Here is a 12,381-nt window from a genome sequence, read left to right on the forward strand (position 1 = left end):
AAGGTCCTTCCTAAGGGGGCCCAACTCAAGCACTGGTGTGTCAGGGGCGAACGACACGGCCGTACCGTCCTTCGCAGAGTCTCCGGAACGCGACCAGTCCGCGGACCTCACCGCCGGTAGCCGAGGCGTCGAACATGGCGGCGTCACCTACCGCGATGAGCAGCCGTTTCTGCCTGCTCATCGCGACGCAGAGCCGGTTGGCGAGCAGGAGATGGCCGTACTTGCGGCGATTGGTCCTCGGTTCGCCGCCGGGCAAGTCGTTACTCCGGGTCACCGACAGGAGTACGACGTCGAACTCTCGCCCCTGAAACGCGTCGACGGTACCGACGTGCAGCCGGCCGGCGAGGGCTCCGATCGCCTCGTAGTTCCCTGACACGTTCCGGGTGGCCAAGCCGACGATGTCGAGCGCCTTCCAGATGGCCTGCACCTGCGCACGGTAGAAGGCGACCACACCGAAGGTCAGGTCGGCGGGAACCTCACCGCTGAGCGTGGTCAACTCGCCGGCGATCCAGTCCGCCTCCACCTTGCGAGACTTGCTGCGGCCAGCGGTCTCCCCGCCGTGCCTGATGCGCGACAGGTCGGCCCAGATCGCCACGGCGTCGCCGTACCGCTCGACGCCATGGTGTAGCGCGGTGCTGTCCGAGCCGGAGTCGAGTGCGGTGTCGTCCGAGTAGAAGGCGTCGCTGACGAAGTCACCAAGCACCTGGTGCATCCGGAACTGTGTGTCAAGGGTGATCTCCCGCTCCGCCTGGCCTTGGGCCTTCGCGTTGCGAAGATATTGGAAAAGCCGTTCGAACATGCTTTGCCGGAGCGCCAACAGCATCTCGTCCTCCGCCGATGACTCGAGCTCGCGCTCGATGTCCGGTTCGAGAAGGTGGGGGAGCTGTCGATGGTCGCCAACCAGGATGATCCGGCGACTGGCCAGACAAAGCGGGATCATCAAGTCGAGCGGGTTGGCCCGGGCTGCCTCGTCGACGATGACAGTCTCGAACCGGATCTGCTGGCCCCGGACGTGGTCGGCCATTGTGCCGGAGCTGGCCTGCTGGCAGGTGCTGGCGAGAACGCTGGTGAAGTTGCGGATCGCCTCGGCGACGCCGTCCGGGTCGTTCTCCAACTCGTCGACGAAGGCGGTCACCGCGGCGGTGACGCCGTCTGCCGAAGCCATCAGCCGCTCCTGAAGGGCGCGGACGACGTCGCTGAACAACTGGATCAGATCGTCGTCGGGGACGGCCTGCACCGGGCCGGTGACTGGTGTGGCGAGGTCCAGCAGCCGGTCCCGCAGGTCCGCGAGACGTTCCAGGAACGGCGGTGGCGCGGCGTTGTCGAAGGCCGCCGCCTCCGCCAGCAGCGCCCGGTCCGCGTCGGCGAGGGCGGTCGGCTGAGCCGAGAGCCGTAGCAGGGCCCTGCGGGCCATGTGTGGGCCGTCATCGGCGAACGCGATCGGGTCGACGCGGATCGCCGCGATCGACCGGCGCAGTGGTGCCAGGTCGTCCACCATGAACCGGGGCCTGCCGCTGGCCTCCGTCAACTCGACGTGCGCGGAGATCAGGCGTGCGCGGATTCCGACGGGCAGGTGGCCGCCAACCAGGTTATCGATCTGGGCGATCAGGTCGGCGGTGCGCTCCGGGGTCGGTGGCTGTAGCCCGTACCCGACGACTAGCGCCTCGACGGTGCGGACGGCGCGGAACAGGTGGCCCTCCTCGGGGAGTTCCGCGCGGAGTTCCGCCGCTTTCCGAGCGCACCAGTCCCGCATGCCACGGTCATCGCCCTCCCGTGGCCGCGCGGTGACCTTGACCGCGGGCAGCCCGAGTACCTCCGTCCGCCGGACAACCTCGTCGACGGCGTCGTGCTGGAAGCTGGTTAGTAGCACGCTGTGCCCGACGTTGCCGGCCTCCTTGCGAAGCTGCGCCAGGCACTCCTGGATGGCGGTGATCACGCGGGTCTTGCCGGTCCCGGGCGGGCCCTGGATGAGCGCGATGTCCGGAGTGTTGAGTGCGATCCGGACCGCGTCCTCCTGCTTGGAGGTGAAGTCGTGGTACTTCCGAAAGGCGTGGAGCTCCCGAGGCTGGATCATCCGCATGGGCGCGGAGTACGAGGGCAGCAATTGGCCCTCGAGGATCGGCCCGAGTTGGGGCATCGGGGTGCGCAGCTCCTCGATTAGTTTCCGGGCGTTTCGCTGGCGGTTGATCCGGACCCGGTCGCCCATCAGGCTCAGGTAGAGATCCCCGGTCGGCGGCGGAGGGGTAGATTGCCGCCCCTGCGGTGCCTGGAGGGAGATGGTGCAGGCCGACTGGTTGATTTGCGTGATCCTGCCGCTGAACTCGGACGCCGGTGGCCGGTCCTCCAGTTTCAACGTGTGGTCGCGCAGGCCGTCGGGCGCCCGGTCAGACGCGGCGAGGTCGTTCTCGTCGCCGAGCCGGGACAGGAACTCTCGCCCGCCGTTGGGGTCGAGGTGGAAGCGGTAGGTGCGGCTGTCCACCCGGCGGACCTGGAGGTACCGCGACACGCCGAGGGTGAAGGCCCGCTCGACGACCTGCCGACGTTCCTTCTCGCTGTATTCATCCCAGCGGTTGAGATACTGGCGGCCGCTGCTCAGCAGCTCGGTGAACTCGGTGTGATGCCGCTCCCGGAAGGTGCCGGCAAAGGTCTCGTCACGGAACGAGGCACCCGCCTCGACCAACGTCAGGGCGACGGCCGTGCGGTCGGCCCGGTTGGCCCACCGCACCGTACGCAGCCACAGCCGACCGTCCCGGCTCTCGACATGCGCCGTGATCCTCGACCCGTGTAGTCGGAATCCCTGGTCAAAGCTCACCGCGCGTTCGGGCGCTGCCGATGCGAGGAACCGGGGTGCGCGATTCGTCCCGGTGGGGGCCGCGACCAGGAACTCGTCGGCCAGCCACTTCGTTGCCTGATCGACGCGCCGCCGACCAGACAGCAACCGGGCCAACGCCTGGAGGCTGTGGTCGTCGAGACCGATCACCAGGTCCCGATCCCACCGGACGTGATGGGCGAAGCGGTGCACCTGTACGGTGATCGTGTCGTCTCCGACCCTGCTCACCCAGGCGACCCGTGCCCCGCCGCTGTCGAGGACCTCGTCCAGGTGGTCCTGGTCGGCTGGTCCATGGCCCTCAACCGGCCAGACGCCCTTGTCCACGACGAGCATGGCCGCACTGCTGGCCCGCGATGTGCGCAGCGTCGCCTCGTGACCGATCTTGACTGAGTTGCCGGAAAGCGCCTGGTCGAGCGGCTTCAGGACGATGCTCGTCGTCGCGCCGCATTGGAGATCCTGGAGCCTCACTGTCGACCCCCCGGGTCCGTCGCGAAGCACAGCCAGCGGTTCGGGCGGCCCAGCCGGGCGAGCCGGAGGCTCCACATCTCGCCCGCCCTGCCGGCCCGGATGCTTGCCACCTTCTCATGCGGCAACGTGTGGAACTTACCGCCGTCTGGAGCGACGAGCTCGATCGCACGGCCGGCGTAGTTGCCGATCTTCATGTGGTCGCCCTCCCAGCGGAGCTGGAGCATTAGCCGGTCGGGGTCGGCCACCCGGCCGAGCACGAATCCGCGCGACACGCGGAGTTCGTCGCCCTGGACGGTGACCAGCTCACCCCGGTCTGCGACGGGCGGTCGGGAGTGGTCCGGTGTCATGCCATCGGGAAGATCGAGCAGCAGTCGAACGTGCAGGGTGGGCGGGCGGGGAGCCTCGTCGCACCATGGGCAACGCTCCACCGAAAGGTCAAGCTGGTACGTCAGGCCACACGCCGGGCAGGGCACGACGGACGTGCCGGCGTCGCGCAGGGCATCAGCCCATCGCCCGGCGCCAGGTCTCCGGTCGCGGCGCCGCAACCCGTCCACGAAGGTCGCCCGGAACATGCTCTCCAGAGCGGGAGGGAGCACTAGGCCGCGCGGTTGGATACCCCTGGTCGACACGTTGGAACGGTCGGTCGGATGGTCGACCCAGGGGTAGGATCCGTTCAACGCCTCTGCCTCTGCCTCCTCGTCATCCTCGTAGAGTTCGTCGCCCACAAAGGGGTGGTCCAGGGTGAGCAGCTCGAAGGCGACGACCGTGAAGGCGAAGATGTCGCTGAGGCTGTCCGCCCAGCGGCCTGCGCCGGGACGCAGCTCCGGGGCCGAGTAGCGGCGGGTGTAGACGGGGCGTCCCCGGGCGCCGGCGTAGGAGACGTTGTCGGTGTCGATGAGCCACACCTGGTCGCGATCGAGCAGCTCGGAAACGAAGATATTGCTCGGCGACGGATCCTGGTAGACGAGGCCCCGGGCGTGCAGTGTGGCGAGCACGTCGGCGAGCCGGGCGAGCAGGCTGAGTCGTCGCCTGAGCCCGCCGGTGTCGCGGTAGTGCTCGACTGCACGGGACCCTGCCGGAACGGAGGTCAACCTGCTCAGCGGGGTAAGGCCGTCGAGCAGGTCCATCACGTACCCCACGTGTGGCGGTGCGAGGGTGTCGATCGGGCTAGCGATGGACAGACCATCGAGTGGCAGGCGGCGGAGCGCCTTCAGTCGTACCGCCCATTCGGCAGCCCGTTCGGACGTCGCTTCCCGGAGCACTTTGACTGCGTGCCGGCCCCCCTCGACCTCGTACACCGATCCCTGGCCGCCCCGACCCAGCTCGCGGACGAGCCTCAGTGTGGTGCCGTTCGCCGTGCGGACTTTACTCGGAAGGGTCAGTGACATGCCGACGCACCTCGATTCGTCCAGTGCAGGGCCAGCGTCTTGTCGTCGAAGTGACCGGGCGTCGGCCAGGCGCGCAATTCGGCGACGAGGCGACGGTGTCGTTCCGGGGGTGGCAGCGGCCTGAACTCCTGTTCCAAGTGATCGATGAACGGGCCAAGCGACTCCGGGCGAAGGTCGTCAGCCACTCCGTCGGTGGCCAGCAAGACCCGGAATTCGCTGGGCGGCGACGGCAGCCACCGGCTGCGCCATAGCGGCCGGCGGCCGGGCAGACCCAGCGCGTCGGTCTCATTACCGAAGCCAGCCCGCTCGGTCACCAGCCGTTCGGTGGCGTGCCCAGAGCCGAAGGCGATCAGTCCGTCGCCGACCTGGCCTACCAGCACGCCTCCGGAGCGGTGGATGAGGGAGAGCATCACCGTGGTGCTGCACTCGGCCGGATCCCGGGGGGCCAGCTCGGCGCGCCAGTTGGTCTCGATGCGGGCGAAGAGGCGCGACGGGTCTGGTACCTCGTGGTCGGCGAGTCCCCGCACGGCCCGGTGTACCGCCCGGCACACCGCGACCGCGCCGAGTCGGCTGTGCGGCCGGGAACCTAGCCCGTCGGCGACGACGACCAGCGAGCCGAACCGCCCGTGGGTTCCCCACCAGGCGTCCTGCTTCGCAACATGGTGCCGGCGGTGCGCCGGCCCGCAGACCGAGGCGCCGAACCAGGTTCGAGTGGTTGGTCCCGTCCCCACGTCAGTCGATGACGATGTCGGCCGAGCGGTCGGCGAGTGGCGGCGGTCGGAAGTCGAGCTCGCCGCCGGTCGCCTGCTGGCTGACGCTCATTGTCAGCCAGTCGAAGAACTCCACGATGCGGTGGGCGTTCTCCGCGCGGACCACTCCCTCGGCGCCGGCGGTGGCGAACCGTTCGAGCACGTCCACCGCTTCCTCGTCGACGTCGTTGCCGATGGCCACCGCGAATCTGGTCGCCTTCCTGGCTCTAGGTGCTCCGAGCAGTTGCTCCATGGCGCCTTCCCAGTCGTCGGTGGGGCGACCGTCGGAGGCAAGGACCAACACCGGCTTGGCGGAGCGTCCCGGCACCTGTGCCCGGTCCTCTAGCAGGTCACCGGCGATGCCGAGGGCCCGGCCGAGCGGAGTCGGCCCCTCGGCGGGCATGTCGCGCCACTTGAGGCTGCCAGCCGGGGTGAATGGCTGGTGGATCCGGGCGACACCCCCGAAGGTGATCACCGCAACGGTGATCTCGTAGGTTGCCTCACGCAGCTCGGTGAACGACCGGATCATTTCCCCGATGCTCCGGTTGAGTGTTTCGATCTTCGATTCGTGCGCCATGCTGCCGCTTACATCCGCCAGAATCAATACTGGCAGCGTGCGGGGCGTTGTGGTGACGAAATCCTTGAGGGGCATTGGAATCCTCGGAGTCACGGAAACCAAGGCGGCGGAGGGCGCATGGCATCCGAGGGGTTGGGCCGTAATCGTCGTTGGATAGTAGTGGCCCAACCGGAATGACTGCCACTGAGAAACTTGCCTGTCGGAATGCCGACACGAGTCTGGCGGGTCCGTCATGGTGTGTGCAGGGCGACGCCTTGGCACTCCGATGCTACCCAAATCAGGATCCAGTTTTGTCCAAATGCCATCGATGAGCTGCTGGCTACGCTCCACGCCGTCGATCCATGGCCGCCTTGATCATGCGGGTGCGTTTGCCGATGCCATCATGGGAGCCGGGCCAGCGATGCCGGGGAACCGTCATTGGCCCGTTGGTCGTGCGCCTACAGAAAGGGGTCATGGCTGCGGGCGTGCCTGGAAGGGGACGTCGTGCACGACGGCGTCGCTGACCTACCGTAGCCCTATCGGTCGTGCCCCGGGCAGGGCGCTGAACGCCGGGTCCATGGCAAGGAATTTCCACTGAGCCATTTTCATCGTGACGGTGCAGGTCACGGGTGGTGCGGGAAGCCGGTGTCCAGGTAGGACGAGGCTCCCGGTAAGACAGCAATCGACCAAGATCAGATGCCCCAACCGGGAGCCTCGCTGTGCTGTCTTACCCTGCCGCGATTCCGTTGTCCACCCGCAGCCTGAACCACCTCGCCGCCCTCATCCGAACCCGCCGCCAGCAGCGACGGTCCCGGTGGCGACGCCTCGCCCCCGGCCGGCAAGCCCTGCTCGCCCTTGCCCACTTGCGCAACGGCGACACCCTGGCCCGCCTGGCCGTCGGATTCGAGATCGGCGTCACGACGGCCTGGCGCTATGTCCGCGAGGCCATCGACCTGCTCGCCGCGACCGCCGGCGACCTGGCCACGGCCATGACCAGGATCCGGCTGCTCGCCTACGCGATCCTCGACGGCACCCTGATCCCGATCGACCGGGTCGCCAACCAGAAGCCGTACTACTCCGGGAAGCACAAGCGTCACGGAGTGAACGTGCAGGTCATCGCCGATGCAGCCGGGCGTCTCGTCTGGGCCTCGGCCGCGCTGCCCGGCTCGACGCACGACCTGACCGCCGCCCGCGCCCACGGCATCATCGACGTCTTGACCAGCGCCGACGTGATGACCTTCGCGGACAAGGGCTATCAAGGCACCCACGGCAGCGTGCGCACCCCGTTCAAGCGGCGCCGCTTCCGGCCGAAGCTGTCATCCCGGCAGAGAGCCGTCAACCGGGCCCACGCGAAGATCCGCGCTCGCGGCGAACGCGCGATCGCCACCCTCAAGACCTGGAAAATCCTGATCAAGCTGCGCTGCTGCCCACGCCGAGCGACCGCGATCGTGCAAGCCATCCTCGTCCTGCACCACGTCGAAGCCGACCGCCACGCACGATGAAAAGAGTGGCTGATCATGTTCCGGAGGCCATGTAGGCGGCGAGGATGTAGTTGGGGTGGCGGTCGAGGTTCTTGCGGGCGCGGTCGTAGCGCATGGTGGTGCGCGGGTCGGCGTGGCGAGCGGCGATCTGCACGTCGCGGAGGCTGACGCCGGCGTCGACCATGGTCGTCACGAACGTGTGGCGCAGCATGTGCGGGTGCATCCTCGGCATCCGGATCCCTGCGGCGTGGGCGAGGTGTTTGAGTCGGCGGGTGGCGGCGTGCCGGTCCATCCGCCCACCATGGATGTTGCGCAGGATCGGCCCGGCGTTGCGGTCGTCGACGGCCCGGTCGATGGCTCGGGCCACGGCTGGCGGTAGTGGGACGAGGACGACCTTGCCGCCTTTACCGCGTACGCGTAGGACCCGGTGGCCGTGTTCCTCGCCGAGGTCGGTGATGTTCGCCCCGCAGGTTTCGAAGATCCGCAGCCCGAGCAGGCCCAGGAGCGCGACCAGGGCGAAGTCGTTCGGGTTCGAGGAGTTGCGAGCGGTGGTGATCAGGGCTTCGAACTGTAGGTGCCCCAGTCCGAGGGTCGGTGATTCGGCTGGCACGGTGGGTCGGCGGACGTAGTCGGCCGGTGAGTGCTCCAGGATGGCGTCGATGACGCAGACCCGGTAGAAGCCGACCACGACGGACAGCCGACGGGAGACGGTCGAGGGCTGGTACCGGCGGATGTCTTGCAGCGATCGCACGTACCGCTCGATGTCCACCCGCGCCGTAGTGAGCGGGTCCAGGTCGTGGTCGGCGCACTAGCGCAGGAAGACACGTAGGTCGGACTCGGTGTGCACGCGAGTCTGGCCGCGGTAACGGCCCAGGAAGGCCGACACCGCGGCGCGCACAACGAGTTGATCGGCCGGTACCACAGGAGACGCGGAAGCAGGAGAGGTAGCCATACATCACCGTGCGTCACCACCGGTGATGAACACCAGTCCACCCCGAGCGGCAGATGCGGGCGTCGGGGTCCACTTGGCACGTCGGGTCAGGCCGTCGTCAGCTCAGCCCCAGATTGTGCTGTTCGAGGGCGGCCTCAATGATGTCCAGTGCTTTCGGCCCCATGCCGTGCAACCTGGCAAGCTCCGCGCGCGGCACACCCGCGAGCTGGCGTAGCGCGGTGTAGCCGGCAGCGTCCAGCGCCCGCGTCGCAGGTGCGCCGATCTTCGGTAAGGTGTCAAGGGACAAACTCACCGCTCGATGCTAGACCGCCGACCCCACCTCCGATGCACTTGTCGCGGCAGAAGCGGACGTGGGCGGGCACGCTCGCCGTCAGTGTGTCCTGCATGATGGTTGTCGCCGACGTATCCCCCCGGCCGCATGGACGACAGTCGTACCTCAGCGGATGCGGCGATGCTACGGAATGCTCTCCTTCCGCATGGGCTCCACGCTGTCGGCCGGCACCGTCGCAATCATGTAACCCTCGGTCAGGTCTGGCTGCACGTCGACCATCGCGTTCCTACCGACGTAGCGGACGACGAACCTGGTCTCGCGCAACCACGTCTCGTCATAGTCGGCAAGACTCTCCGACGCTTCACCCACGAATCGCACTTCGTCACCCGGCTTGACCGCAGCATCCGCCGGAGCCTCATCGCGTTGGATGGCCGTGATCGCCTGGATGAGAGTCTTCAGCGGTTCGGTGTCCGCGCCGTAGTGAACCAGATGGCCTGCCTGGCCGAAGATGACATCGGCCTGGGCTCTGCTCAAGTCGGCGAGCGCCTCGGCCGCACCGGCCGCCAGAGCCGGTCCCCCCGACGTGTCGAGTTGCGCCGCCAACGCTAGGAGCAGGCGATCGATGACACGTTCCGTAGTCTCCTCGTCCGTCACCCGGCAAGCCTATGACCCAGCCGACGGCACCGTTGTCGGCCAGCGCATGCAGGGCAGATCCGGTGTCATGCAGACGGCCAGTCCGTCGGCATCCGCTCATCGGCTCGTCCGGGACGTCGGCGACCGGCACCGGCGTCATCTTCGATGACGCACACCTGGTGCGGCAGATCCGGTCGATACGGGAACAGCGCTGAGGTTGGAGGTCTCCATCTTGGTCGAGTGAGGTCTTCGGCGGCTGACCTGGTGCTGGCGAACCGGGCCGTGTGAATGGCTGTCGTACCCGTGTGTGAGGCTTCGGGCATGGCGACTTTCGTTCTGATCCACGGCGGTGGGGGCAGCGCCTGGGACTGGCATCTTCTGGTCCCTGAGCTGGCTGCCGCGGGCCATGACGTGGTGGTGCCGGAGCTGCCGATCGAGGACAGGTCTGCGGGGTTTGCCGAGTTCCGCGAAACGGTCGTCAGCGCGGTCGGCGACTGCGGCGACCTGGTGGTCGTCGGACACTCGTACGGTGCGTTCACCGCGCCGCTGATTGCCGACATGCTGCCGGTGCGGCTGATCGTCCTGCTCACGCCGATGATCCCGCAGCCCGGTGAGAGGCCCGGGGACTGGTGGGACAACACCGGTTACCGCAGCGTGGAAGGGCTCAGCGAGGAGCAGCAGTTCTACAACGGCGTGCCGGCCGAAATCGTCGCGGAGGCCGCGGCGCATGGCCGGGACCAGGTCAGCGCGGAGTGGAACGAGCCGTGGCCCCTGGACGCCTGGCCGGAGGCGCCGACGAAGGTGCTCATCGCCCGCGAGGACCAGTTCTTCCTGGCGGACTTCCAGCGCCGGGTGGCCGCCGAGCGACTCGGCATCACCCCGGATGAGATCGACGGTTGCCACTCAATTGCACTCAGCCGCCCGAAGCAACTCGCCGACCGGCTGACCGCGTACCTGCTGCACTGAAGGCGCCAGCAGCCTGTCCCACGGCCCTGACGGCTCAGTGTTTCGGCACCGCATCGCGGCATGAGCGGTTTTCCTATTGCTGGATATCGAGTACTGGCCGATGATCGACGTCGTAGTGGATGCGAACCGGCTGTCGACGTTGTGGGACCAACGGTGGCCGGGTTGCTCGAAGCTGCCCTATGAAGTGCGGGAGATCCGGGACCAGTGGGTGCGGTTCCACGCCTTGCCAGGCTCGCAGCGTTACCCCGACACGGAGATCGAGTACGGCATCGTTCTGGCTCGACACAACACCGTCTTGGCGGAGTTGGTGACCGGCCCCGCCGTGCTGGTGATAACCGCTGGCTATTCGGACCAGCCCGACCCGCGGGAACCCGGCCGATCAGCTGAAACCATCGAGGCGCACCGGTCCGGGGCATATTGGACGAGTAGCTGCATCGATGACGAGCCGGGCTTCGAAAGCTGGATGCATCTCTATGCCAGCGAAACAACCTGGTCGCCCGGCTGCCTCGACCCGCTGCTACGCCACGTATCCGACGGCGTCATCGGCAACGTCCTTGTCTGTGACGTAGTTCTGAGCTGGCTCTATCACCCGTACGACGGGGGCATGGACATCGTCCTGCCCACCACCGCTGACCGTGACGCCCTGCGGAGCCGACACCAGGACTGGCTCTCCGCACACCCACGAGGCCTGTAGGACTCATGTCCCAGATACTGCCAAGCAGCGCGAGTACCGAATGGCGCGTCGCGTCTCAGGTGCTGGCGGGGTAGTACTTCATGCCGTCGGGGCTGGGCGTCAGGATCGCGTGATAGCGCTGGTCGCCGTTGTTGCCGTGGTCCTCATAGACTTCAAAACCGATGAGTGCACGGTGGAACGGCACCTCGCCGTGAACGGCGATCGCGATGTCAGCCAGCCACCGGTCGAGCGGGCTACGCCAGGTCAACGATTCCACGCCGCTGGATTCGTCGAAGGGGTAGCCGCCGACGCGGCGGTCGACTCGGGTCAGCGCGCCCAGCGGTAGGTAAAGCTCCAAGGTATCCGTCCCCTCGTACCGGGACAGGAAAGCACCGCAGACGACGCGGGCGCCCGAGGGCAGCGTCAGCGTTCCGCGTACGTGACCATGCTCGTGGAGAGCCACCACGCCAAGGTCGACTGCCGCGAACCCGGTCCCGTCGCCGCGAAGACGATGGCAGCCCTGGACGTCGGCGGCACGCCACAGGCACGATAAAACCCGGCCGACGGTGGCATCGTCAGATGCGCCGAGCACCAGGCACAGTTCGTAGAAGCCACCCGTCCAGTTCTCGTCGTCGTTCATATCGTCCGCGATCCGCACCGCATCACCATCGCCGATTCGCCCGCAGACGTCACCCTGGTTATCCGTGCCGCACCGCGTCGCGGCCATGAGCCGACGAGCCGGTACGCGACGGATGGCCCAGCGGATCAAGCTGTCTGTTCCGGTGGTCGAGCCAGCGGCGCACTGCCGCGAGGTCGAGGTCGGTCAGTCCCACGTGCGGGTCGACGCGGTTCAGCAGCGTCGGGTGTGGGTGATGTGCGGCGGCCCATCGCCGGTCGGCGTCGGTGATCTCGTCGTCGAGCCAGACGAATGGACGTTCTGCCGCCCACCGCGCCACCGATGCGGTCTTCCAGTGCACCCCGCTCGGTGGTTCTTCGTCATCGTCGATCCAGTCGACGACAGGCAGAGCAGGTAGGCCGAGCCGAGGTGCCACTACCTCGTTCGCCTCGGCCATCCACGTACTCGCCCAGACCAGCTCACCCGGCAAGGCGAGGAGCCGGCGACCGTCATCGAGGTCAAGACGATCCAGCAGGGGATTGCCGTAGCAATCGGGACCGTCTTCCGCGCTGCCGCTGTGTGCACGCCCGGCAGCGGCTGGCCGGGCCCGAAACGGGATGAGCACACCGTCGATGTCAACAAAGACCACCGGTCTTCCGTCGCTGGCAGACACCGCCGAACCGTACCGCTCATCGGCGGTCAGCGATCGTCGCGGCCAGCTACCCGAACCTGACGTAGCGCGCGGCCTGCGGCTGAAGCGGATGCAGGGCAAGGCGCTGAATTGGCGCACTCCGCGTG

The 12,381-nt window shown here is 67.6% G+C and carries 12 protein-coding genes; 3 read left to right on the forward strand and 9 right to left on the reverse strand.

The genetic code is table 11. The features are described from left to right. Positions 1 to 40: 40 nt before the first annotated feature. From HUT12_RS11730 to HUT12_RS11745, 4 genes are read right to left on the reverse strand one after another with little or no spacing between them, the layout of a single operon-like run. Positions 41 to 3,298 carry a DEAD/DEAH box helicase gene (locus tag HUT12_RS11730; RefSeq protein WP_176093363.1) on the reverse strand — a complete coding sequence of 1,086 codons (3,258 nt, stop codon included), beginning with the start codon at positions 3,296 to 3,298 and terminating at the stop codon, positions 41 to 43. After that, the gene (locus HUT12_RS11735; RefSeq protein ID WP_303393484.1) at positions 3,295 to 4,686 is read right to left on the reverse strand and encodes a hypothetical protein; all 1,392 of its coding nucleotides are present in this window, start codon (positions 4,684 to 4,686) and stop codon (positions 3,295 to 3,297) included. The genes HUT12_RS11730 and HUT12_RS11735 overlap by 4 nt, the downstream gene beginning before the upstream one ends. Continuing rightward, a complete protein-coding gene (locus tag HUT12_RS11740) occupies positions 4,677 to 5,417 on the reverse strand; it encodes a PP2C family serine/threonine-protein phosphatase (RefSeq protein ID WP_176093365.1) in 741 nt (246 codons plus the stop codon). Before HUT12_RS11740 ends, HUT12_RS11735 begins: the two co-directional genes overlap by 10 nt. Before the next feature lies 1 nt (position 5,418). After that, positions 5,419 to 6,087: a VWA domain-containing protein gene (locus HUT12_RS11745; RefSeq protein ID WP_176093366.1), complete on the reverse strand. Its 669-nt coding sequence runs from the start codon at positions 6,085 to 6,087 to the stop codon at positions 5,419 to 5,421. Between the two features lie 623 nt (positions 6,088 to 6,710). Here HUT12_RS11745 and HUT12_RS11750 point away from each other — a divergent pair. Continuing rightward, positions 6,711 to 7,493, forward strand: a complete 783-nt coding sequence (locus HUT12_RS11750) for a transposase family protein (RefSeq protein ID WP_176092643.1) — start codon at positions 6,711 to 6,713, stop codon at positions 7,491 to 7,493. A 13-nt stretch (positions 7,494 to 7,506) separates the two neighbouring features. Here the strand turns inward: HUT12_RS11750 and HUT12_RS11755 are convergent, their stop codons facing one another. The 3 genes from HUT12_RS11755 to HUT12_RS11765 form a co-directional block, all read right to left on the reverse strand. Continuing rightward, a complete protein-coding gene (locus tag HUT12_RS11755; RefSeq protein WP_217705971.1) occupies positions 7,507 to 8,223 on the reverse strand; it encodes a tyrosine-type recombinase/integrase in 717 nt (238 codons plus the stop codon). A 298-nt stretch (positions 8,224 to 8,521) separates the two neighbouring features. Further along, entirely contained in the window at positions 8,522 to 8,716 is a 195-nt protein-coding gene (locus HUT12_RS11760) for a DNA-binding protein (protein WP_131051034.1), read from the reverse strand. Between the two features lie 162 nt (positions 8,717 to 8,878). Next, positions 8,879 to 9,349, reverse strand: coding sequence for a hypothetical protein (locus HUT12_RS11765; protein WP_176093367.1), 471 nt, complete (start codon positions 9,347 to 9,349; stop codon positions 8,879 to 8,881). Between the two features lie 300 nt (positions 9,350 to 9,649). Between HUT12_RS11765 and HUT12_RS11770 the strand changes: the two genes are divergently transcribed. Further along, a complete protein-coding gene (locus tag HUT12_RS11770) occupies positions 9,650 to 10,294 on the forward strand; it encodes an alpha/beta fold hydrolase (protein WP_176093368.1) in 645 nt (214 codons plus the stop codon). Positions 10,295 to 10,394: 100 nt separating this feature from the next. Beyond that, positions 10,395 to 10,988, forward strand: a complete 594-nt coding sequence (locus HUT12_RS11775; protein ID WP_176093369.1) for a hypothetical protein — start codon at positions 10,395 to 10,397, stop codon at positions 10,986 to 10,988. Positions 10,989 to 11,043: 55 nt separating this feature from the next. Here HUT12_RS11775 and HUT12_RS11780 read toward each other — a convergent pair whose 3' ends face one another. After that, the gene (locus HUT12_RS11780) at positions 11,044 to 11,625 is read right to left on the reverse strand and encodes a hypothetical protein (protein ID WP_176093370.1); all 582 of its coding nucleotides are present in this window, start codon (positions 11,623 to 11,625) and stop codon (positions 11,044 to 11,046) included. A 40-nt stretch (positions 11,626 to 11,665) separates the two neighbouring features. Continuing rightward, positions 11,666 to 12,232, reverse strand: coding sequence for an HAD domain-containing protein (locus tag HUT12_RS11785; protein ID WP_357218011.1), 567 nt, complete (start codon positions 12,230 to 12,232; stop codon positions 11,666 to 11,668). Positions 12,233 to 12,381 lie beyond the last annotated feature (149 nt).

The sequence above is a fragment of the Verrucosispora sp. NA02020 genome (assembly GCF_013364215.1).
Classification (GTDB): Bacteria; Actinomycetota; Actinomycetes; order Mycobacteriales; family Micromonosporaceae; genus Micromonospora.